This window comes from Actinomadura hibisca NBRC 15177, from assembly GCF_001552635.1.
GTDB lineage: Bacteria > Actinomycetota > Actinomycetes > Streptosporangiales > Streptosporangiaceae > Spirillospora > Spirillospora hibisca.
The window spans coordinates 19,383-41,914 of the sequence record NZ_BCRO01000088.1 but is presented as its reverse complement, the minus strand read 5'-3'; the positions used below and the strand labels follow the sequence as shown (position 1 = coordinate 41,914).

The 22,532-nt window shown below is 74.9% G+C and carries 17 protein-coding genes; 7 read left to right on the top strand and 10 right to left on the bottom strand.

Going from position 1 to position 22,532, the window contains the following annotated elements:
- Nucleotides 1–15: 15 nt before the first annotated feature.
- Genes AH6_RS33755 through AH6_RS33735 form a run of 5 tightly spaced genes read right to left on the bottom strand, consistent with a single transcriptional unit; the run spans nucleotide 16 to nucleotide 7,142 of the window.
- A complete protein-coding gene (locus AH6_RS33755) occupies nucleotides 16–1,356 on the bottom strand; it encodes a VWA domain-containing protein (RefSeq protein WP_083983745.1) in 1,341 nt (446 codons plus the stop codon).
- Nucleotides 1,353–3,599, bottom strand: coding sequence for a DUF5682 family protein (locus tag AH6_RS33750; protein ID WP_245679581.1), 2,247 nt, complete (start codon nucleotides 3,597–3,599; stop codon nucleotides 1,353–1,355). The genes AH6_RS33755 and AH6_RS33750 overlap by 4 nt, the downstream gene beginning before the upstream one ends.
- Nucleotides 3,596–4,681, bottom strand: coding sequence for an ATP-binding protein (locus tag AH6_RS33745; protein ID WP_067488335.1), 1,086 nt, complete (start codon nucleotides 4,679–4,681; stop codon nucleotides 3,596–3,598). Before AH6_RS33745 ends, AH6_RS33750 begins: the two co-directional genes overlap by 4 nt.
- Nucleotides 4,678–6,201: a DUF5691 domain-containing protein gene (locus AH6_RS33740; RefSeq protein WP_067488332.1), complete on the bottom strand. Its 1,524-nt coding sequence runs from the start codon at nucleotides 6,199–6,201 to the stop codon at nucleotides 4,678–4,680. The genes AH6_RS33745 and AH6_RS33740 overlap by 4 nt, the downstream gene beginning before the upstream one ends.
- Nucleotides 6,198–7,142: an SWIM zinc finger family protein gene (locus AH6_RS33735; RefSeq protein ID WP_174555148.1), complete on the bottom strand. Its 945-nt coding sequence runs from the start codon at nucleotides 7,140–7,142 to the stop codon at nucleotides 6,198–6,200. The genes AH6_RS33740 and AH6_RS33735 overlap by 4 nt, the downstream gene beginning before the upstream one ends.
- A 286-nt stretch (nucleotides 7,143–7,428) precedes the next feature.
- Here AH6_RS33735 and AH6_RS33730 point away from each other — a divergent pair, with 286 nt between their 5' ends.
- Nucleotides 7,429–8,058, top strand: coding sequence for an FMN-binding negative transcriptional regulator (locus AH6_RS33730; protein WP_067488330.1), 630 nt, complete (start codon nucleotides 7,429–7,431; stop codon nucleotides 8,056–8,058).
- On the opposite strand, the gene AH6_RS33725 is transcribed toward AH6_RS33730, so the two are convergent.
- A complete protein-coding gene (locus AH6_RS33725) occupies nucleotides 8,055–8,765 on the bottom strand; it encodes a M50 family metallopeptidase (RefSeq protein ID WP_067488369.1) in 711 nt (236 codons plus the stop codon). The two genes, AH6_RS33730 and AH6_RS33725, sit on opposite strands and share 4 nt — an antisense overlap.
- A gap of 273 nt (nucleotides 8,766–9,038) precedes the next feature.
- Here AH6_RS33725 and AH6_RS33720 point away from each other — a divergent pair, with 273 nt between their 5' ends.
- A complete protein-coding gene (locus AH6_RS33720; protein WP_067488328.1) occupies nucleotides 9,039–10,625 on the top strand; it encodes a CocE/NonD family hydrolase in 1,587 nt (528 codons plus the stop codon).
- A gap of 18 nt (nucleotides 10,626–10,643) precedes the next feature.
- Here the strand turns inward: AH6_RS33720 and AH6_RS33715 are convergent, their stop codons facing one another.
- The gene (locus AH6_RS33715; protein ID WP_067488326.1) at nucleotides 10,644–11,588 is read right to left on the bottom strand and encodes a DUF5996 family protein; all 945 of its coding nucleotides are present in this window, start codon (nucleotides 11,586–11,588) and stop codon (nucleotides 10,644–10,646) included.
- 174 nt (nucleotides 11,589–11,762) lie between these two features.
- On the opposite strand from AH6_RS33715, the gene AH6_RS33710 reads away from it, so the two are divergent.
- The 4 genes from AH6_RS33710 (at nucleotide 11,763) to AH6_RS33695 (ending at nucleotide 18,250) form a co-directional block, all read left to right on the top strand.
- Nucleotides 11,763–13,205, top strand: coding sequence for a carotenoid oxygenase family protein (locus AH6_RS33710; protein ID WP_218005999.1), 1,443 nt, complete (start codon nucleotides 11,763–11,765; stop codon nucleotides 13,203–13,205).
- A gap of 202 nt (nucleotides 13,206–13,407) precedes the next feature.
- Entirely contained in the window at nucleotides 13,408–15,000 is a 1,593-nt protein-coding gene (locus tag AH6_RS33705) for a hypothetical protein (protein ID WP_067488324.1), read from the top strand.
- A gap of 199 nt (nucleotides 15,001–15,199) precedes the next feature.
- A complete protein-coding gene (locus tag AH6_RS33700; protein ID WP_067488322.1) occupies nucleotides 15,200–17,008 on the top strand; it encodes a hypothetical protein in 1,809 nt (602 codons plus the stop codon).
- A gap of 93 nt (nucleotides 17,009–17,101) precedes the next feature.
- Nucleotides 17,102–18,250 carry a CaiB/BaiF CoA transferase family protein gene (locus tag AH6_RS33695; RefSeq protein WP_067488320.1) on the top strand — a complete coding sequence of 383 codons (1,149 nt, stop codon included), beginning with the start codon at nucleotides 17,102–17,104 and terminating at the stop codon, nucleotides 18,248–18,250.
- Nucleotides 18,251–18,301: 51 nt separating this feature from the next.
- On the opposite strand, the gene AH6_RS33690 is transcribed toward AH6_RS33695, so the two are convergent.
- Entirely contained in the window at nucleotides 18,302–19,456 is a 1,155-nt protein-coding gene (locus AH6_RS33690; protein ID WP_067488318.1) for an acyl-CoA dehydrogenase family protein, read from the bottom strand.
- Nucleotides 19,457–19,614: 158 nt separating this feature from the next.
- Between AH6_RS33690 and AH6_RS33685 the strand changes: the two genes are divergently transcribed.
- Nucleotides 19,615–20,532, top strand: a complete 918-nt coding sequence (locus AH6_RS33685) for an expansin EXLX1 family cellulose-binding protein (RefSeq protein ID WP_083983744.1) — start codon at nucleotides 19,615–19,617, stop codon at nucleotides 20,530–20,532.
- On the opposite strand, the gene AH6_RS33680 is transcribed toward AH6_RS33685, so the two are convergent.
- Nucleotides 20,529–21,788 carry an aspartate aminotransferase family protein gene (locus AH6_RS33680; RefSeq protein WP_067488313.1) on the bottom strand — a complete coding sequence of 420 codons (1,260 nt, stop codon included), beginning with the start codon at nucleotides 21,786–21,788 and terminating at the stop codon, nucleotides 20,529–20,531. The genes AH6_RS33685 and AH6_RS33680 overlap by 4 nt on opposite strands.
- A gap of 71 nt (nucleotides 21,789–21,859) precedes the next feature.
- Complete coding sequence (locus AH6_RS33675) at nucleotides 21,860–22,522, bottom strand: GntR family transcriptional regulator (RefSeq protein ID WP_067488311.1); 663 nt, start codon at nucleotides 22,520–22,522, stop codon at nucleotides 21,860–21,862.
- Between the last annotated feature and the right edge of the window lie 10 nt (nucleotides 22,523–22,532).

The following is a 22,532-nucleotide window of genomic DNA, read 5'->3' as shown; positions in this document are numbered from 1 at the left end:
CCCCGGCGGGCCGGGTCACGCCTGACGGGTCGGTTCGGCCGCTTCGGCCAGGTCGGTCGGGGTGCGGCCCTCGATGGCGGCGGCCATCAGGTCGGGGAAGGCGTCGGGGGTGCACGCGAACGCCGGGACGCCGAGCGCGGCCAGGGCGGCGGCGGTCTCGTGGTCGTGGGCCGGGGCGCCCTCGTCCGACAGGGCCAGCAGCACCACCATCCGCACTCCGGCGGCGGTCAGCGCGGCCGCGCGCTGCAACATCTCGTCGCGCCGGCCGCCCTCGAACAGGTCGCTGACCAGCACCAGCACGGTGTCGGCGGGCCGGGTGACCAGGCCCTGGCAGTAGGCGAGGGCCCGGTTGACGTCGGTGCCGCCGCCGAGCTGGGTGCCGAACAGCAGCTCGACGGGGTCGTGCAGGTGCTCGGTCAGGTCGGTGACGGCGGTGTCGAAGGCCACCAGGCGGGTGCGCAGCGACGGCAGCGCGGCCAGCGCCGCGCCCAGCACGCCCGCGTGCACGACCGAGGCGGCCATCGAACCGCTCTGGTCCAGCGCCAGGATCACCTCGCGCTCGATCGTGTCGCGTCGCCGCGCGTGGCCGACCAGCCGTTCGGGGACCAGTGTGCGGTGATCGGGCAGGTAGTGGTGCAGGTTGGCGCGGATGGTGCGGTCCCAGTCGACCTCGGAGGGGCGGCGCGGGCGGCGGCCGCGGGCCGCGCGGTCCAGCGCGCCGCCGACCGCCGAGCGGGTGCGGCGGGCGAGGCGCTCCTCCAGGTCGGCGACGACCTTGCGCACGACCGCGCGGGCCGACTCCCGCGCCCGGTCCGGCAGCACGCGGGTCAGCGACAGCAGGGTGCCGACCAGGTGGACGTCGGGCTCGACGGCGTCCAGCAGCTCGGGCTCCAGAAGGAGCCGGGTGAGGTTGAGCCGTTCCAGGGCGTCCTTCTGCATGACCTGGACGACGGAGGAGGGGAAGTAGGCGCGGATGTCGCCCAGCCAGCGCGCGACCGAGGGAGCCGAGTCGCCCAGGCCCGCACTGCGGGGGCCGGGGCGGGAGCGGCCTTCGCCGGTGCCGTAGAGCTTCTCCAGGGCCGCGTCCATGCGCGCGTCGTCGCCGCTCAGAGCCGGACCTGACCCGTTGCCGCCGAGCACGAGCCGCCAGCGCCGCAGCCGCTCGTCATCCTCCGTCCCGGTGGGAGAGACGGACCGCGCGGCGGGCGCCGCCCCGGCCAGGGGGACGGGGCGATCGTCGTGGGGTGATGGTTCGGGTGGGGAGGTGTGACGGTTGGAGGGGGTTGGCTCTTTGTCGGGTGTGGGGTGGGCTTGGGGAGGTGGGGTCTGGTCGGGAGCGGGGTCTTCGGGGGTCATGGGGTCTCCCAGCCGAGGATGCGCAGGGTCGTTGCCGTGGCGGGGGCCGCGCGGGCCGGGTCGAGGGTCTCGCCGGGTGGGCTTGTCGTGAAGCGGGCGCGGTCGGCTATCGCTCGGCGTTCGGCCGCCGTGTAGCCGCCGAACGTGCGGCGTAGTAGGGGTAGTACGGCGGTGAACGAGTCGGGGGGCAGCTCTGCGATCCAGGCGTCCAGCAGGCGCAGCAGTTCGTCGTCGTGCGTCAGGATCAGTGCGCCGCCCGCCAGGAAGCCTTCCACCCATGCGGCCGCGCGGGCGGGGGCTGCGCCGGTGGAGACCGCGCGGGCCATTCGGGCGGTGACGTCGGGCAGCAGGCCTGCGTCCAGTAGCAGGCGCGTCAGGCGGCCCTCCAGCAGGCCGTGCAGGCCGGGGTGGTCGAGCAGGGATGCCAGCGTGCGTTGCCAGGCGGTCAGGTGATCCTGGTCGGCCAGCAGGGCCAGGGCGGCGTGTACCGCGTCGATGCGGTCGAGCAGGGATTCGGCCGCGTCGTCGTCCAGGGCCGTGGTGGCCGGGGGCAGGCCCACGCGGACGCGCACGGCCAAGGCGTCCACCACCTCGCGCAGCGGGCCCGTCGCCGTGCCCCGCACGTCCCCGTACCGCAGCGCCCGCACCAGCGCGGGCAGCGCCTCCATCAGGTGCGCCACGTCGGTGTCGGTCGCGGCGCGGTCGGCCAGCGCGCGGGTCACCTCGGGCAGCGCCTCGGGGAGGTCGGCCAGCAGGCAACGCTCGGCGAGCGCCGTCAGCTCGGGCAGCGGGCCCGCGTCGGCGGCCATCGCCTGCGCGCGGGCGGCCGACGCGTCGCGCACCGTGGTGCCCCACGCGCTCGCCTCGATCAGCTCCACGTCGAACTCCGGCCGCCACGCCAGCGTCCACGCCTCGCGGAAGGTGCCCCGGGAGCGACCCTCCTCCTTCGGGACCCCCCACTCCACCTCGATCAGCCGCAGCCGGTGCAGCAGGCGGCTGCGGTCGAGGTCGGTGGGTTTGCGCAGGTCGAGGTCCTGGTCCTTGGGGTCGGGGACGGCCTTCAGGCGCAGGCGGCGCTGCTCGGCGTGCAGGTCGCGCTGGAGCGGCACCATCGGCGTGCGGGCGGGCACCACGCCGAGGCGCTCGCCGACCACCATGCGCCGGTGGATCAGCTCCAGCGGCAGGTCCGAGCCCTCGCAGAGCACCGCGCGGGTCGCCTCGGTGACCTCCTCCAGCCCGGCCAGGGGACGGCCGCGCAGGGTCGCCAGCGCGTCGGCCAGCCGTACCGCCTCGATGACGTGCGCCGACGACACGTGCAGGTCCTCGCCGCGCAGCAGCCGCGCCGCGTCGGTCAGCCACCGCTCGACCGGCCGGTCGGGCGCGGTGAACAGGTGGTGGTACCAGCCCGGCGAGCGCACCCCTGCGCCGTAGCCCGACCGGCCCGCCAGGCGGCCGTGCGTCCACGGCACCCACGTCATCGCCACACGTGCCTTCGGCAGGCCGCGCAGCGTCTGGTCGTCGGCCGCCGCCGGGACCTGTTCCAGCAGGGCGGGCACGTGCCACGCGCCGCAGACCACAGCGATCCGCTCGTGGCCGTCCTTGAGGGCGCGGCGCAACGTGCGGCGCATGTACGCCTCGCGCTGCTCCTCGCGGCGGCGGTATCCACCGGCGGCGGGCACGGGGAGCGCGGCCCGCAGTTCGGCCATCGCTTCGGCGATCGCGGCGAACGGGGAGTCCTCGCCGGAGCGGTGCTCGACGACGTCGTCCCACCAGCGTTCGGCGTCGTCGTATCCGGCGGCCTCGGCCAGCGCGCCGAGCGGGTCGAGGCGCACGTCGTCGCCGTCGTCCTGCTCGCCGGAGGCCGCGACGAACTGGTTGGCGGCGGGCAGGTCGCAGAACCGGACCGGCACGCCCGCCCCCACCGCGTACCGGATCGCCTGCCATTCGGGACTGAACCCGGCGAACGGCCAGAACGCCGCGCGCCGCCCCGTCCCGGCCGCGTCGAGGCCGGGAGAGTAGGCCAGCAGCGCCACCGGCGGCACCATCGCCGGGTCGCCCGCCAGCTCCAGCAGCGGGTCGGCCTCGGGCGGGCCCTCGACCAGCACCGCGTCCGGCTCGAACTCCTCCAGCGCCCGCCGCACCGCGCGCGCCGATCCCGGCCCGTGGTGCCGGACGCCGTACACCTGCACGTGGGCCACGGCGGGCGGTTGCTCCTCGTCGGGGAGGACGCGGCTTTCGATCACGAGACCTCCCGGCAGGCCCGGTAGAAGTCGCGCCACTCGGGCCGGTCGCGGACGACGGTCTCCAGGTACTCCTGCCAGACCACCCGGTCGGCCACCGGGTCCTGCACGACCGCGCCGACGATGCCGCCCGCCACGTCGGCGGCGCGCAGCACGCCGTCGCCGAAGTGCGCCGCCAGCGCCAGCCCGCTGGTGATCACCGAGATGGCCTCGGCGGTGCCGAGCGTGCCGCTGGGCGACTTCAGCCGGGTGCGGCCGTCGCTGGACAGGCCCGAGCGCAGCTCCCGGAACACCGTGACCACGCGGCGGATCTCCGCCAGCCCGGCGGGCGCCTCGGGCAGCTCCAGCGCCGCGCCGAGCTGGCCGACGCGGCGGGCCACGATGTCGACCTCGTCGTCGACGGTCGCGGGCAGCGGCAGCACCACGGTGTTGAAGCGGCGGCGCAGCGCGCTGGACAGCTCGTTGACGCCCCGATCTCGGTCGTTGGCCGTGGCGATCACCGTGAAGCCCTTGCGGGCCTGCACCTCGGTGGTCAGCTCCGGCACCGGCAGCGTCTTCTCCGACAGGATGGTGATCAGCGCGTCCTGCACGTCGCCGGGCATCCGGGTCAGCTCCTCCACGCGCGCCACCGCGCCGCGCCGCATCGCGCGCATCAGCGGGCTCTCCACCAGCGCCGCCTCCGACGGGCCCTCGGCGAGCAGGCGGGCGTAGTTCCAGCCGTAGCGCAGGGCCTCCTCGGGCGTCCCGGCGGTGCCCTGCACCAGCAGCGTGGAGTCGCCGCTGACGGCCGCGGCCAGGTGCTCCGACACCCACGTCTTGGCGGTGCCGGGCACGCCGAGCAGCAGCAGCGCGCGGTCGGTGGCCAGCGTCGCGACCGCCACCTCGATCAGGCGGCGCGGCCCGATGTACTTGGGGGTGACGACCGCGCCGCCGGGCAGCTCGCCGCCCAGTAGGTAGGTGGTGACCGCCCACGGCGACAACTTCCACCCTGGCGGGCGCGGGCGCTCGTCGTGCTCGGCGAGGCGGGCCAGCTCGTCGGCGTACTGCTGCTCGGCGTGGGGCCGGAGCACGGCGTCGGTGGTCAAGGGCGGAGCTCCTTCAGCATGTCGTCGCGGAAGCGCAGGGTCTCGACCAGCGCGGCCAGGGGCGGGCCCGCGCCGGGGGCGGTCGCGCGGTCGGCGGCCAGCGCCGCCAGGCGGGGCGCGGCGCGCGGGTCGAGGCGCTGGTCGGCCAGCCGGCACAGCTGGGTCAGGGCGTGCTCGTGGCGGCGGGCGGGACGGCGCGCGGCGGCGGTGAGCGCCGCGACGACCGCCTCGGCGAGCGCGCCGGTCCACGGGCCGGGCACGCGTTCCAGCACGCGCAGCAGCTCGGGCCGCCCCTCGGTCCAGCCGATGAGGTCGGCGGCGGCCGGGTCGCGCTCGGCCTCGGGCAGCACGGCGAGCAGCTCGGCCAGCGCCTCGGGCTCGTCGACCATCACGCCGCCGCCGAGCAGGGCGCGCGCCCAGGCGGTGTCGCGCTGGCGCAGCGCCGCCCTGGCCCAGCCGATGTGGACGTCGCGCGCCCCGGCGGGGTCGGTGACCGGCAGGCAGACGACCTCGACCGGCGCCAGGCCGAACAGGTCGGTCCAGGTGGACAGGGGCGTGCGGGCCAGGATCTCGCGCAGCCAGGCCGCGCGCGTGCCGACCGGGCCCGACTCGCCGGGCGCGAACGAGCCGCTGGGATGGAACGGGACGCCGTCGCGGGCCAGTTCCTCGTCGTGGTCGTGCGGCGGCTCCACGACCAGGCAGGCGCGGCGGCGGCGCTGCACGGTGCGGACCTCCGCGCGCAGGCAGCGGCGGGCGCGTCCGGCCATGCGCCGCCCGTAGGCCGAGCCGGGCAGGCGGGCCAGCAGGTCGGAGGCGAGCTGGCGGACGTCCTTGCCGCGGTCGGCCAGCGCCGTTTCCAGGAACGGCTCGTCGGCGGGGGACAAACCGTGCTCGAAGGTGGCCAGGAACGCCGCGCGGTCGGGCGCGGGCTCGTGCGCCCACGTGCCGAGCAGGACCTCGCGGGCGGCGGCCGGGTCGGCGCGGCGCAGGCGCGTCAGGTAGGCGACGCGCTGGTTGCGGGTGCCGGTCTGCCAGACGCCGTCCGCGCCGCCGGGGTCGTCGCCCGCTCCGATCAGGTAGGCCCAGTCGGTGTTCTGGAGGGCGAGCCAGACGCCGCGCCGCCCGGCGGCCTTGACGATCGAGGGCCGCAACATCCGGTCGCTGCGGCCCTTCTCCAGCAGCTCGGGCAGCAGCCGGGCCGGGACGCGGAAACCGTTGCGGGCGGCGGCGTCCAGCCATTCGGGCAGCACGCGGATCTGCTCGCCGGTGAGGACGCGCGCGAGCCGCCGGGCCGCCGGGGCGGGGACGGCGGGGAGGTCTTCGGCGGGGGCGGGCGCGACCGGCGGGACGCTCAGCCGGACCGGCGTGCGCCCGGCGCGCCGCCGGACGGTCAGCACGGCGGCCTGGTCGAGCAGCCGGGCCGCCGGGTCGCCGTCCGTCGGCGCGCCCGGGAGGGATGGCGCGGGGCGGCGTTCGGTGCCGAGCAGGGCGGCGCTGACGTGCTCGTCCCAGGCGCTCACAGGATCACCGCCGCCTCGTCCTCGTGCCAGGCCGCCAGCGCCCGCAGGCCGCGCGGCGACCACTCCCCGGACAGGGTGACCGGCGCGCCGCCCGACACCGCCAGCAGTCGCCAGGGCGCGGAGGTGCGCAGCGGCAGGGCGTCGCCGTGGGCGTCCACCACGAAAAGGCCGCCGTCGCGCGCGACCCGGACGCCGCTCAGCACGGCGGGCCAGCGGTCGAGCCATGGGTCGTCGGCGAGGGCGGCCGCGTACTCGTCGAGCAGCGCCTTGACCGAGCCGCCGTCCGGAACACCCGGCGGCGCGGCCTCCGAACGCTCGGCGACCAGCGCGCGCAACGGCCGCGCGCCGGGGTAGAAGGCCAGCTCGGCGTCGATCTCCGCGCCCACGGGCAACGACGCGTCCAGCGGCCGCCCCGACGCCGCGAACGACAACACCAGCGCGAACCGCCCGCTCGCACGCCCCTTCAACCAGACGCGGCGCGTGGTGAGCTTTTCCTGAGCGGTGTCGCGCGCCCCGACGACCCACCAACGGTCGCGGACGCGCTCGCCTTCGGCCAGGACCTGCTCCTGCGTCATCGTGAACCCGACCCGGGCGCGCACCGTCCCGCGCAACGCGTCGGGCAACCCGTCGCGCCGCTGGTAGGCGCGCGCCAGCAGCCGGAGCAGCGCGTATTCCTCCAGCAGCAACCCCGGCCACCCGTCGCGCGCCGGGACCGAGGCGAGCGCCCGCACCTGCCCGGCCAGCCCGCCGGCCTGCGCGTCCACCAGCCGCCGCGCGACCTCGTCCCAGACGCGGTAGGGAGCCTTCTCGGCCCGCGCCAGCCCGTGCGCGACCTGGTCGCGCAACCACTGGTCGAGCTCGGCGACACCGTCCTCGACGCGCCGCTCGCGCCGCCCCGCCGCGTCGGGGGGCGGCCCGGCCCCGTGCTCCCGCTCGCTCACACCCCGAAACTACCGACCGGGTCGGACATTCAGCCGGTCCCGACGACGCCACCGGACAAGGCGGGCATCACGTGCGGGCGTGGGGCGCACGGGCGGTCTGGCGGGTCAGTGGGTTCTGCCCTTGCCTCGGGTGGGGCGGTGGCGGCGGCGGGTCTTGCGCAGGCGGGCCTTGCGCTTCAGGTGGTACTTGGCGCGGTCCAGCTTCTTGAAGGCCATGCACCATCGTGGCCCCGTTCCGGACGAAGGGGGTGTGAGTGGCCGAAAGCGGTCCCGCTAGCGTGGCGGCATGCTGGTTCATCCTTGGGACGCCGCGCTCGACGATCGGGAGTGGCGGGAGTGGCTCGCCGACGGGCGCGACTTCGGGCAACTGATCGCTGTGGGGCGGGAGCGGGATCTGCCGGTGGTGGCTCCCGCGCACTTCCTGTTCGACGGGGACAGCACCGTCCGGCTCCATCTGGCGCGGCCCAATCCGATCTGGGCGGCGCTGGAGGAACGGCCTCGCGCGCTGCTGACCGTCATCGACGACTACGTGTACGCGCCCTCGGAGTGGGGGCGCAACGACGGGCAGGCCGTCGAGCGGGCCGTGCCCACCTCTTATTACGCGTCGGTCCAGCTCGCTTGTGACGTGCGGATCGTGGACGGGGCGGAGGAGAAGGCCCGCATTCTCAATGCGCAGCTTGCGCACTTTGAGCCTGCCGGGTCGGTTCGACTGCCTGTTGAGGCGGACGGTGACGACCGGCGCTTGCTACCCGGCATCCGCGGGCTGGAGCTGACCGTCACCGATGTCCGCGCCAAGTTCAAGTACGCCGGTAACAAGGACCGGGCCGTTCTGGAGCGCATCGCCGAGCGTCTTGGCGAGCGTGGGACCGAGCCCGACCGGCGGGCCCTCGGGCACCTCCGGCGGCGGCATCTCTAGACGCCTGGGAGAGGCGGGGTGTCCGGGGCCAGCAGCAGCGCGCCCAGCGCCAGCGAGCCCAGCGCGACGGCGGTGAACAACATCACCCACGTCAGGCCCGGCACCCCCGTCAGGTGCGCGAGCTGGTCGGCGTCGGAGGTCGGGGCCATCCGGCGCGACCGCATCCGCTGCAGCTCGATCACCGGCCGGGTGCCCGCCAGCAGCAGGAAGCACGCGGCCAGGTAGGCGAACGCGGCCTGGAGCGTCGGGCCCGCGAACCACGAGACGCCGAACACGACCGCCCCGGTGACCAGCACCGACAGCGCGCCGTACGCGTTGCGGATCATGACGAGCATGGCCGCCAGCAGCGCCAGCGACACCCACAGCAGCAACGTGATCTTGCCGAAGGCCAGCAGGACCGCGAACAGCAGCCCGAGCAGCGGCGGGGTCAGGTAGCCCGCCAGCGCGGTGAACACCATGCCGGGGCCGTGCGGCTTGCCGCGCGAGACGGTGACGCCCGAGGTGTCGGAGTGCAGCTTGATCCCGTCCAGCTTGCGGCCGGTCAGCAGGGCGACCAGCGCGTGGCCGCCCTCGTGCGCGATCGTCACCACGTTGCGGGACACCCGCCAGGTCCGCCCGTGCAGGACGGCGGCCAGCGCCACCAGGGCGACCAGGATCACCAGCCACCACGGCGGGTCCGGCTGCGTGCCGGTCAGGCGGTCCCACATCTGGCCGATGCTTGCGGTTTCCACGTCCACCCCGGGTTCGTCGTTCGGTGCGGTCACAGACTAGGACGTGCCGGATAACGTTCGCGTTCGATCTCGGCGGGACGGGGCGGGCGCGGCATCTTGTTGGACGGGTAGTCCAGTGACGTGCGTCACGCTGACACAAGTGATCACCTCTGTCACACTGAACGCCGTTCTACTCGCCAGTAACCACTTCCTGGTCCTGGGCGGGCCGAAACTCCGGTTTCGGATCGGTGTGCGTGTCGGGAGGGGCCTGTGTCCAGATACAAGTCGGCGGCGGCGATCGTCCTCGCGGGAACGGTCGGCGGTACGACGCTCACCGCCCCCGCCGCGCACGCGGCCCCCGCCCCCGCCGCCCGGTCCGCCTACGACTACCGGGAGATCATGATCCCGAGCGTCGGCGGCGCGAAGCTGGACGGCAACGTCTTCGTGCCGCGCGGCAAGGGCCCGCACCCCGCCGTGGTCTTCATCTCCAGCTGGACGCTGGAGGACCACGAGTACATCGCCCAGGCCGCCAAGCTGGCCGAGCGCGGCTACATCGTCCTCAGCTACACCGCGCGCGGCTTCTTCAACTCCGGCGGCGGCATCGACGTGGCCGGGCCCAACGACCGCGCCGACGGCTCCAAGGCGATCGACTGGCTGATCGCCCACACCCCGGTGGACCGCGCCAGGATCGGGCTGGCGGGCATCTCCTACGGCTCGGGCATCTCCCAGATCGTCGCCGCGCACGACGCGCGGGTGGCCGCCGTCGTCGCCATGGACACCTGGGGCGACCTCGTGGAGTCGTTGTACGCCAACGAGACGCGGCACATGGCGTCCTACGCGATGCTCGCCATCACCGGCCGGCTCACCGGGCGGCTCAGCCCCGAGACCGACCGGATCATGAACGACTTCAACGCGAACCGCAACGTCCCGAACCTGGTCAAGTGGGGTGCGGTCCGCTCCCCGGCCACCTACCGGGCGCAGCTCAACGCGCGCCGGGTGCCCATCCTGATCAGCAACGCCTACAGCGAGATGATCTTCGCGCCGAACCAGGTGGTCAAGCACTTCACCGCGCTGACCGGCCCCAAGCGGCTGAACCTGTCGATCGGCGACCACGCCTCCCCGCACGCCAGCGGCATCCTCGGCGTGCCGAGCCGCCAGTGGGACGACGCGCACCGCTGGTTCGACCACTACCTGCGCGGGGCCGCCAACGGCATCGACCGCGAGCCGCAGGTCGCCGCCGAGGTCGCCTGGAACCGGAGGATCGAGCGCCACCGCGACGTGCCGTCGATGACCCGGAGCGTCGAGCGTCTCGGCCTCGGTACCCCCGCCGCGTCCGGCGACGGCGCGCTCGGCGCGGTGACCCCGGCCGCCTGGCGGCGCACGCTGCGCACCGGCCAGGACAGCGGGGCCACCGCCGGGTTCGTCATCGTCAGCGGCGGCCTCCAGACCTTCGGCATCCCCAACCAGATCGACCAGCGCCGCATCTCGCGCCGCACCGCCGCCGTCTGGTCCACCCCGGTCCTGACGGTGGGGCGGCGGCTGCGCGGCGCGCCGCGCCTGAACCTCACCGTCACGCCGTCCGGCAGGACCGGCACGCTGGTGTCCTACCTCTACGACGTGGACGCCAAGGGCAACGCGCGCCTCATCACCAACGAGGCGTACAGCCTGCTGCGCGGAACGCCCGGCAAACCGCAGAAGGTCGCGGTGAACCTCCAGACCACCGCGTTCGACGTCCCGGCCGGGCACCGGCTGATGCTGGTCGTCGACACCAAGGACCCCGTCTACGCCGACGCCGGGCGCTTCGGCCAGACCCTCAGCGTGCAGTCGCCCTCGACGCTGGAGGTGCCGCTCGGCTGACGGCGCGGAAGGGCCGGGTCAGCCGTTCGCGGTGCTCGTCGGGCGCACGTGCCCCCGGTCGGGGCAGAAGGACGAGTCGAGCTTGTCGTACGGCCAGTCCGCCGTCTTCGCCCCGGCCGCGTAGGCGCTCTGCAGGAAGTCGAGCACCGCGTCGCGCGGCTGCGGGGACGCCAGCGCGTCGGCCCACGGCAGCCGCGCCTGGTGCGTCATCCCGGTCGGCGCCCACCGCGCGGTCGGCGGGCGCAGCGGCTGCTGCGTCAGCGTGTCCGGCTCCGGGTGGGTGTAGGAGTAGAAGGTCGGCTCGGGCGTGGCCGGGTCGCCGGGCCACCAGCCGAAGCTGATCACCTCGTGGCTGTACGCCTCGCGCGTCACCGGGTCGGCGTCCGGCATGTCCGGGGCGCGGCGTCCGGAGAACCGCGCCGTCGCCAGGTCGAAGCTGTGCCAGAACAGCTGCACCGGGCTGCTCTTGCCGCTGAACCAGCCCTGGAACTCGTCGAACACCCCGTTCGCCCAGAACAGCGCGCGCCGGTAGTCCTCGACGCTCGCGCGGTCGTAGCTGGCGTGCTCGGTGTCGTCGGCGAAGGGGGTGGTCATCGGCACCCCGAACGGCTCGGCCTTGATCTTCACGTGCACGCCCAGCTCGCGCAGCAGCGCCTCCAGGCTGTAGTAGAACTCCGACACCGACAGGCCGTCGCGCAGCGGGATCGCCTCGTCGCGGTCGCCGGTGCGGATCCACAGGTCGTGGTCGATGAGGTCGAAGCCGATCCGGAAGTGCACGCCGTCGTGCACCATCGGGCCGGTGGCGTAGCCGCGCTCGTCCACCTTGAGCGTGGCGTGCCACCAGTGGTTGCGCGGGGCGGTGGAGGCGAGCTGGATCTTCCCGACGATCTGGGTCCACAGGTGCAGGGTGTCCTTGGTGGCCGTCCAGGCGTCGTACGGCAGGGCCGGTAGCGCGTCGGTCATGTCCGGCTTCTACCCCGTCGCGCCGCCGCGGGGGAGGGGGACGACCCATCTTGGACAGCTTTTTGCCCCGGCGGCCCGGCCGAGTGGCCGCCCGACTAGTCGTTAGGTATTGAACTACTAGCGCCGGTCGTGGCACGCTGCGGGCGCGAGCATCCGCCGAGCAAGGAGCGTCCCGTGACGGCAGCGGCCCCGACCGGTCCCCGGCAGCCCGACCCGCACGCGCCCGAACCGTGGCACGGCGTCTACGACGGCCTGGCCGAGGAGCACGACTACGAGGTCGACGAGATCGACGGCGCCCTGCCCGACGGCCTCACCGGCACCCTGTACCGCAACGGGCCGGGCCGCTGGCAGGTCGGCGAGTCGTTGCTGGACCACATCTTCGACGGCGACGGCATGGTCTCGATGTTCTCCTTCGCGGGCGGCCGCGTCCGCTACCGCAACCGGTACGTGCGCACCCGCCACTACCGCTACGGCCAGCGCAGAGGCCGCGTCGGGCTGCGCGGCCTGGGCACCCAGCGGCCCGGCGGCGCGCTCGCCAACATGTTGCGCCCGCCCGCCAACGTCGCCAACACCGGCGTGGTGCTGCACGGCGGCCAGCTCCTGGCGCTGTGGGAGGGCGGGCGGCCGTTCCGGCTCGATCCCGACAGCCTGGACACGCTCGGGGAGCACTCCTTCGACGGGCGGCTGAAGGTGATGTCGGCGTTCTCGGCGCACCCGTCGCGCTGCCCCGACACCGGCGAGCTGTTCAACTTCGGCATGGACTTCACGCGCGCCCGCAGCCTGCGCCGCTACCGCGTGGACGCGCGCGGCAGGCTGCACCATCTGCCGCGCGTCCCGCTGCCCTACAGCCCGTGGAACCACGACTTCGCGCTCACCCGCCGCCACATGGTGTTCGTCATCAACCCGGTGATCCCGCGAGTGAAGCAGATCCTGCTGGGCACCGGCTCGATCGCCGACGGGCTGGACTACCAGCCGCACCGGCCGACCTGCTTCGTCATCGCGCCCCGCTACGGCGGAAAGGCGCGCGTCATCGAACATCCCGCGCTGCTCGGCTTCCATTTCGTGAACGCCTTCGAGGACGGCGAGGACGTGGTGGTGGAGTTCGTCCGGTTCGCCGACTGGACGCAGGTGACCACCGCCTTCCGCGACTTCCGCACCCGGGACTTCCCGTGGGGCTGCGGCCTGATGCGCTACCGCATCACCCCGTCCGGACGCGTCGTCGGCGAGGAGGTCCACAGCGGCCCGCTGGAATTGCCGCACGCCGACGTCCGCCAGGCGGGCCGCCCGCACCGGCACACCTACTTCGCCGGGCGCACCGCCACCGCCATCGGCGTCCACCATCTCGACCACGCCACCGGCGCGCACGCCGCGCACGAACTGCCGCCCGGCCACGGCTTCGGCGAACCGGTGTTCGTGCCGCGCGAGCCCGACGCCGCCGAGGGCGACGGCTGGCTGCTGACGCTCGCCTACGACCCCGCCGAGCACCGGTCCCGGCTGCTGGTGCTCGACGCCCGGGACGTGGCCGCCGAGCCGGTCGCGACGCTGCGGCTGCGCCATCACATTCCCATGGGATTCCACGGTTCGTTCAGCGAAAGGGTGGCCGCGCCCCCGCGCTGAGCCGGAAATGGCGGTAATTGCCCGCCCTCTCGGTTAATCGTTCGTTCAATTGCGCGCCGGTGCCGCGCCGCGCTCCCTACGCTCGGCCCTGCAAAGGACGGGAACCAGTGGTGCAGAGGGAGAAACGGCGATGCCGGCAGAGGGCAGGGCGAATTCCGCGGCGCCAGGAGTCCATGGCGACCTAGTCTGGCTGGCGTATTTCGTGCTTCCCGGCAAGGGGAAGCGCACGTACCGGCTGGCGATGGCCCGCCGGATCGTCGACCGCACCGGCGGTCCGCCCGAGCGCCGCCGCAGCCGCGTGCTGCGCAAGGCCATGCGGCCGTCCCGGCGGTCGCAGACCGGCCTCGGGCCGTGGCTGCGCGCCGTGCCGGCGCCGCTGCCCGATCCCGCGCCGACCGACGCGCTCGCCCGGCTGGAAGCGCCGGTCCGCGTCGCCTGGGTGCTGCTGAACGTCGCCGGCCTGCCCGGCTACCGGGTGCACGACGAGCTGGTGTCGCTGCGCGTGCGCGACCCGTGGAAGGTGATCGAGGCGGCCGAGGCCGCGCCGATCCCGGACGCGACAGTGCCCGACCCGTTGCCCGCCGCGCTGCGGCGGCCGGTGCGCCGCCGCCCGGTGGTGCCGATCGCGGCCGCCGCCGCGCTCACCGCCACGCTGGTCGGGGTGCTGGTGGTCACCGAGAACGGCGGCTCGCTGATGGGCGGCAGCCGTCCGGCCGCCGCCGGGAACCTGCGCCTGGTCGCGGCCGCCCCCGGCGGCTGGGCCCAGGGGCCGCACCGCCTGGACGCCTGGCCCGCGCGCGGCGAACTGGTCCGCGACCGGGCGTTCACCACCCGCGCCCTGAACGCCTGGGCGGCGCGCGGCGACGACCCGCAACGCCGCCTGCGCGGCGACGCCCAACTGCTGTACGCCGGACGCGTCGACGGCACGCCCGTCGCGATCCTGCGGCACGGCGACCGCGTCGCGCGCTACACCGAGCCGGGCGGCGCGCTGGAGGTGCGCACCGCCGGGGCCGAGGCGACCGCGCCGCTGGCGCTGGGCGGCGGCCGCTACCTGCTGTCGCCCTGGGACGCCGGGGCCACGGTGCCCGGCGGCGGGCCGGTCGAGGTGCGCGACGGCGTCACCGCGCCGGTCGCCGTCCGCACGAGGTGCGGGCGCGGCCCCGTCCTGGACCTGCGCGGGACCGCCGGGCACCGGACCGTGGGCGACCTGGGCGGGGCCCGCCCGGTCGTGCTGGCCTACCGGCCGCCGACCCACCACGCGGCCGCGTCCGAGTCCGCGTCCGAACCGGTGCCCGCGTCCCACGCCGCCCATCTCGACGCCGCCGGGATCCGCTTCTGGGAACGGCTCGGCTGCCTGCTGCCGCAGCCCGCGCGGCCCGTCATCCAGGCGATGGCCTGGGACTTCTGGTCCGGCAGGCTGCCGCACGACGGCGCGCGCGCCGACTGGGCGTGCACGCGCCTGGCGTTCGCGGGCGGCGGCACCACCGCGCAGTCCACGCTGCTGGACGAGCGGAGCGAGCACGCCACCGGCTGGTGCGACGACCGCCGCCCGGTCGCGGGCACCTGGTGGCAGGCCCCGGACCCGCACACCCCGGAGCAACACACCTCGGCTCAGCACGCCTCGGCCCAGCCCGCGCGCTGGTACTACCTGGCCGCCGCCGCGCGCGGCCTGCGACCGCACGCCGAAGGGCCGCTGCGCGGGGCGAAGGTCGCGGGACGGCTGCTGGTCGCCCGGTCCGCGGAGGCGGGACGGCGGCCGGACGCGCCCGTGGCGCTGACCGCCCGCACCGGCTGACGGCCCTTATCGGGTGATCCTTCCGGAAACGGGGGCGCCATTCCCCGCCGGTGTGCGCATTGCGGCGGCGCGGCCGCCCTTTTCGCGCGACCATCGGTAGTGGTCATGGCGCCCCCCGCTTTCTTGGAGGAGTCTCCCCGTGCCGGAGAAACTCAGCCCGAATTCCATCATCAATAAGCGTTATCGTCGGCTTGTCCGAATGGCGTATCTTGTTCTGCCCGGCACGCTCGACGAGCACGAACGGCTCGTCGCGGCGCACTGGATCGTCGACCGCTCCCGGCGCGGCGGCTCCGGCGAGACCGAGGAGGTCTACGCCCGGCTGAGCGACCGGGTGCTCCACCAGGCCGCCCACCATCCGGACCGCCCGCGCCGCCGCCTGACCGGCGGCAGCACCCGGCTGGGCCCGTGGTTGCGCGTCCGGCCCGCCGCTCCCAGCGGCGACGACCTGGCCCTGACCTCCGCGCTGGCGGCGCTGCCGCCGCAGGCCCGCGCCGCCTACGTGCTGCGGCACCTGGAGGAGCTGCCCGAGGAGACGGTGCACGAGCGCCTGGCCGCCCTGGGCGTGGCCGATCCCGACGCCGCGCTGCGCGAGGCCGCCGCCGTGGACGAGCGCGTTCCGCCCGAGATCCGCGACCAGGTGCTGGCCCGGCCCACGCTGGACCCGACCGTCGTCCGCCTGCACGCCCGGCTCCACGGCCGCCCCGGGTACTCCGGCCGCCGAGCCGCCGCCGTCGCCACCGTGGCGGCCCTGGTGGCGGCCGGGGGAGCGGTCATCCTGACGGGCGGCCTGGGCGAGGCCCATGTCTCCGGCTTCGCGGACCGCTCCGTCGGACGCGCCGACCGCGTGACGGCCACTCCCGCCGGGGCCTGGCGGCGCACCACCCGCCTCGACCTGGACACCTGGCCCGCGCGCGGCGACCTGGCCGGAGACGGCGACTTCACCGGCGAGGCGCTGCGCGCCTGGAACGGCGACGTCAAGGCGGCCGCGTCCGGCGGCGTCAGCACCGCCCCGCCCGCCCGCGACCCGCAACTGTTGTACGCCGGACGCCTCGGCAACCGCCGGATCGCGCTCCTGCACGACGCCGACCGGGTCGCCCGCTATACCGTCAGCGGCGAGAACCGCACCCTGGAGATCTTCCCCGAGGGCCGGACGCTGCCCGGCGGGGCCAGCCCGCTGAAACTGGCCGCCGGACGCTACCTGCTGCCGCCGTGGGTGACGGGGCTCCGCGCCTCCTACCTCGGCGGCGCGGCCCGCTGGAGGAACGTCCCGGTCCGCGGCGGTGTCACCGGCCCGGTGCGCGCCGCGTCCGGTGGTTGCTGGCGCGGTCCGGTGTTCGAGCTGCGGCAGCCCGAGATCGCCCACGGCCGTCCCTACACCATGGCCGACCTGGGCGGCCTCCAGTCGGCCAACCTGATGTACCAGCCGCCGCCGCCCGCGCCGGTGCGCCGCCTGGGCCCCCACCAGATCGACGCCGCGCCCGACGCCGAACCCGACGGTTTCACCCTGTGGGGGCGGCTCGGCTGCGCCCCGTCGGCCCCCACCTCGCTGGACCGGACCGGACGCGGCGACGTCGAGTCGGCCACCGCGTGGGAGTTCTGGCGCGGCGACCTGCCCGACAAGGGCGGCAGGGGCCGCTGGATCTGCACCCGCTACGCCTACGGCGGCGGCCGCAGCGTCACCTACACGACCCTGCTGGACGGGCGCGGGCAGGCGCTGCTGACCGGCCGCCGCGACGACACCTGGGACTGCTCGCGGCTCCAGCGCGACGTGGCGAGCGGCACCTGGTGGCGCTCGCCCAAGGGCCGCTGGCACTACCTGGCCGCCGCGAGCCGCCGGGTCACCGTCCTCACCGCCGACGGGCCGTTCGTGCGCCGCCCGACCGTGCGCGGCGGGCTCCTGACCGTCGCGGGACCGGTCGCCGAGCACGCCCCCGACGGCCGGGTCACCCTCGCCGCCGCCGATCATCAGCGGCGGGCCATGCCGGTGTTCCAGGCCGACCCGGGCTGACCGGCACCCCGAGTCAGTCGCCGCTTACTCGAATCGGGCACACTGGGGGCACCGAACGGGATTCACGCGGGTTGCGGCGAAAGGGAACACGATATGGGCAACGGACCGCTGTCGGGCGTGCGGGTGATCGAGCTGGCCGGGATCGGGCCCGGTCCGTTCGCCGCGATGTTGCTGGCCGACCTGGGCGCGGAGGTCATCCGGGTGGACCGCGCGGCCGCGGCCCTGCGGGGCGGCGGCGCGACCGGCGGCACCGACTTCACCAACCGCGGCAAGCGCTCCATCGCCGTCGACCTGAAGAGCGAGCGCGGCAAGGAACTCGTGCTGCGCATGGTGGAGAAGTCCGACGTGCTGCTGGAGGGCTTCCGGCCGGGCGTCACCGAGCGCCTCGGCCTCGGCCCCGACGACTGCCTGGCCCGCAACCCCAAGCTGGTCTACGGCCGGATGACCGGCTGGGGCCAGCAGGGCCCGCTGTCGCAGAGCGCCGGGCACGACGTGGGCTACATCGCCATCACCGGCGCGCTGCACGCCATCGGCCGCGCCGGGGGCCCGCCGCAGATCCCGATGAACCTGCTGGGCGACTTCGCGGGCGGCAGCATGTACCTGGTGGTCGGCGTGCTGGCCGCGCTGCTGGAGTCCAAGGTCAGCGGCAAGGGCCAGGTCGTGGACGCCGCCATCGTGGACGGCACCGCGCACCTGTCCACCTTCATCCACGGCTTCATGGCCGGGGGCATGTGGCGCGACGAGCGCGGCGTCAACATGCTCGACTCGGGCGCGCCCTGGTACGACGTGTACGAGACCGCCGACGGCAAGCACGTCGCGGTCGGCGCGCTGGAGCCGCAGTTCTACGCCGAGTTCCTCCAGAAGCTCGGCCTCGCCGACGCCGACCTGCCCGGCCAGCACGACAGCGACCGCTGGCCCGACCTGCGCGACCGCTTCGCCGCCGCGTTCAAGGCCCGCACCCGCGACGAGTGGGCCGAGGTGTTCCTGCCCGGCGACGCCTGCGTGGCCCCGGTGTTGTCACTGGCCGAGGCCGCCGAGCACCCCTACAACACCGCGCGCGAGGTGTTCGTCGAGGGCGCCGGGCACCGCCAGCCCGCCCCCGCGCCGCGCTTCTCCCGCACGCCGGGGGAGACCGACGGCGTGCCGGTGCTGCCCGGCGGGCAGACCCGCGAGGTGCTGGCCGACCTGGGCTTCGACGACGCCGACGAGCTGATCGAGAGCGGCGCGGTCGCGCAGGCGTGAGGGAGGCCGCCGGTGTCCGGGCGGAGCCGCCCGGACACCGGCGGCGCGCGTTCAGAACCCCAGGCGCTTGGCGACGATCTCGTTCATGATCTCGTTGGTGCCGCCGCCGATGCCGAGGATGCGCGCGTCCCGGTAGTGCCGCTCCACCTCCGACTCGCGCATGTAACCCATGCCGCCGTGCAGCTGCACCGCCTCGTGCACCACGTGCTCGACGGCGTAGACGGCGGTGTTCTTGGCGTAGGCCGTCTCGGTCAGCACGTCCTCGCCCGCGATGTACCGCTCGGCGATCTGCCGCGTGTAGGCGCGCGCCACGTCCACCTGCCGCGCCATCTCGGCCAGCTTGTGCCGCACGAGCTGGCGCGACGACAGCGGACGCCCGAAGGTCTCGCGGACCCGCACGTACTCCATGGTGAGGTCCAGGCAGCGCTGCGCCGTCGCGTACGCCTGCACCGCCAGCGACAGCCGCTCGGTGACGAAGTTCTGCACGATCTGGAGGAAGCCGCTGTTCTCGGCCCCGACCAGGTTGGCGACCGGCACCCGCACGTCGGTGAACGACAGCTCGGCCGTGTCGGAGCAGAGCCAGCCCATCTTGCTCAGCGCCCGCGACACCGTGAAGCCCGGCGTGCCCTTCTCCACCACCAGCAGCGAGACGCCGCCGAAGCCGGGCTCGCCGGTCCGCACGGCCAGCGTGACGAAGTCGGCGCGCACGCCCGAGGTGATGAACATCTTGGCCCCGTTGACCACGTAGTGGTCGCCGTCGCGGACGGCGGTGGTGCGGATGCCCGCCACGTCCGACCCGGTGTCGGGCTCGGTGATGCCCAGCGCGCCGATCTTCTCGCCCGCCAGCACCGGCCGCGCGAACCGGTCGATCAGGTCCTTGTCCCCGGCCGCGATGATGTGCGGCAGCGCGATCCCGTGGGTGAACAACGAGGCCACCACGCCGCCGGACCCGCCCGCCTGGATCAGCTCCTCGGCCACGATCAGCGCGTCGATCGGGTCGCCGCCCGACCCGCCCGCCTCCTCGGGGAAGCCCGCGCCCAGCAGTCCCGCGCCGGCCGCCTTGCGGTGCAGCTCGCGGGGGAGCTCGCCGCCCTCCTCCCACGCCGGGAGGGACGGGACGATCTCCCGGGTGGTGAAGTCGCGGACCAGCTCGCGCAGCGCGGCGCGCTCGGGGGTGTTCCAGGGACTGCTCGACGGGCTGCTCATCGCGGGTGACCTCCACAATTCAGAATGAGATTCGGAATCTAACAGCAGCGGCCTCCCCGGGCGGCGGCGCACCGGCGCGCGGCGGCGCGGTAACACTCCGCGTGCGTGGCTGATTACTTAGTGAGGCCGGGTCTCCGGCCGCCTCGGGGGAGGGCGCGATGCATGCGACACCGCGACGGAGGCCGAGCCCGCGCTGGGTGTGGGCGGCCCTGTCCATCGCCGCGATCGCGGCGCTCGCGCTCGGCGCGATCCGGCTCCAGGAGGGTGCCTGCGCCGCCGCTCTTCCGCCGTCCGTACGCGCCGCCGGGCACGCTCCTTTAGCCGATCCGTCGCCCGACTTCACCGGCGAGGGCACGGCGGTCTTCCACCGCGACTGGTCGGAGGTGTTGTGCTCGCTGGGGCCGCTGCCGCCCGGCGGGCTGTACGCGTCGTTGTCGGCGCGCGAGTTCGGGCGCGCGGAGTTGTGCGGCGCGTACCTGGAGATCGAGGGACCGCGCGGCACCGTGCGCGTCATGGTCGCGGACCGGTGCCAGGGCTGCGGGTCGGGCCATCTCGACCTCAGCGAGGAGGCGTTCCGCCGGGCGGCGGGCGGCACCGCCAGGGGAACGGCCCCCGTCCGCTACGGGCTGCTGCGCGACCCGGGCGAGACCGGGCGGCTGGCGTTCCGCGTCAAGTCCGGATCGTCGGCGGGCTGGCTCGCCCTGCTGGTCACCGGGCACGGCAACCCGCTGGCGCGCGTGGAGGTGCGCCAGGGCGACCGGTGGCGCGAGCTGAGCCGGGGCATGGACAACCAGTGGACGGCGACGGGCCTGGGCGGCGGCCCGTTCACCGTGCGCGTGACCGACCGCTACGGCGGCCGCGCCGTCGCCCGCGACATCGCGCTGAGCCCCGGACGCTCCCAGTCCAGCGACGCCCGCCTGTACGGGCGGTCCGAGGCCGGACGTGACCGCGACGCCTCGCCGACGCCGAGACCCACACCCGCCCCGGCCGTGCCCTCCACCACCCCGACGCCGCCCGGAGCGGCACCGCCCGCCGCACGGACGGCACCCGGTTCCGGCCACGAGGGCTGCCACTAACCTCCCGTCACGGCCTCGGCCATGGCGGCGGACCACAACTCCAGGGCCTCGTCGATCTGCGCGGCGGTCACCACCAGCGGCGGGATCATCCGGACGACGTTGCCGTACGGGCCGCAGGTCAGCAGCAACAACCCGCGCTCGACGGCCGCCCTGTGCGCGCGCAGGGCCGTCGCGGTGTCGGGCTCGCCGTCCGGGCCGGTGAACTCGGCGGCCTGCATCAGCCCCCGGCCCCGCACGTCGCCGACCACGGGATGGTCGGCGGTGACCTTGCGCAGCCCCTCGTGCAGGCGCGCGCCCATCTCGGCGGAGTTGGCGACCAGGCTCTCGTCCTGGATCACCTCCAGCGTCGCCAGCGCGGCGGCGCACGCGATCGCGTTGCCGCCGTAGGTGCCGCCCTGCGAGCCCGGCCACGCCTTCTCCATCAGCGCGGCGGGCGCGGCGATCGCCGACAGCGGCAGGCCGCTGGCCAGGCCCTTCGCGGTGACCAGGACGTCGGGGACGGCGGCCGAGTGCTGGTGGCCCCAGAACCGGCCGGTGCGCCCGAACCCGGTCTGCACCTCGTCCACGACCAGCAGCACGCCGTGCCGGTCGGCGCGCTCGCGCAGCCCCTCCAGGAAGCCGGGCGGCGCGGGGATGTAGCCGCCCTCGCCGAGGACCGGCTCCACCAGGAACGCCGCCGTCTCCTGTGGCGCGCTGACCGTCGCCAGCAGGTAGTCAAGCTCGCGCAGCGCGAAACGGGTCGCCTCCGCCTCGCTCCACCCGTACCGGTACGCCTGCGGGAAAGGGGCCACCGTCACGCCCGGCATCAGCGGCCCGATCCCGGCCCGGAACTTGGTGCCCGCCGTGGTCGCGGCGGCCGCGCCCATCGTGCGGCCGTGGAAGGAACCGTGGAACACCACGATGTTCTGCCGCCCGGTGGCGTGCCGCGCCAGCCGGATCGACGCCTCCACCGCCTCGCTGCCGCTGTTGAGGTAGAACAACGAGTCCAGCCCGGCGGGCAGCACCGCGCCCAGGCGCTCGGTCAGCCGCAGCAGCGGCCGGTGCAGCACGGTGGTGTACTGGCCGTGCATCAGCCGGGCCGCCTGCTGCTGCACCGCCGCCACCACCCGGGGATGGCAGTGCCCGGTGCCGGTCACCCCGATTCCGGCGGTGAAGTCCAGGTGCCGGCGGCCGGAGGTGTCGAACAGGTACACCCCCTCACCGCGCTCGGCCAGTACGGGGGTGGCCTGCCTGAGCACCGGGGACAGCTTCGCCATGCGCCCCTCCCGGGGGAGATTGTCGACAATCTGCCGTCATGGCATCACGCGCGGCGGACGCTGTCCAGAGGTCAGGGCGCGGGCCGCAGCCGCTCGACGGAGTCGATCATGTGCTCCTCGATGAGCAGCAGCAACCGGTCCTCGGCGCCGTCGGCGATGGCGTCCACCAGCCGCCGGTGCTCCTCGACCAGCTCCTCGGGCTCGGGGTAGGTGTCCTGGAGCGCGTTCAGGCACATGCGGGTCTCCACCAGCAACGTCTGCGCCATGCGCTCCAGCCGGGGGCTGCCCGAGGCGCTGACCAGCACCTGGTGGAACGCCTGGTCGGCGTCGCTCATCGCCACCCGGTCGCGCTCGCGCGCGGCGGTGACCAGGCCCTCCAGCGCTTCGGTCAGCCGCGCGACGGCCTCGCCCCGGTTGCGGGCCATCACCAGGCGGCACGCCTCGCGCTCGACGGCGAGCCGCGCCCGGTAGACGTCCTCGACGTCGTCGTGGTCGAGCGTGACGACGAACAGCCCCCGGTGCGGCTCGCTGTGCAGCAGGCCCTCCTGCACCAGGCGCTGCATGGCCTCGCGCAGCGGCCCCCGGCTGATGCCCAGCCGCGCCGCCAGCTCGGCCTCGCCGAGCTGGGTCCCGGGCGCCAGCGACCCGTACAGGATCGCGGCGCGCAGCTCGGCCGACACGATCTCGACGGTCGAGCGGCGGGGGACCGGCTCCAGTTCTCCCAAACGGCCCATGTCTCTTCTT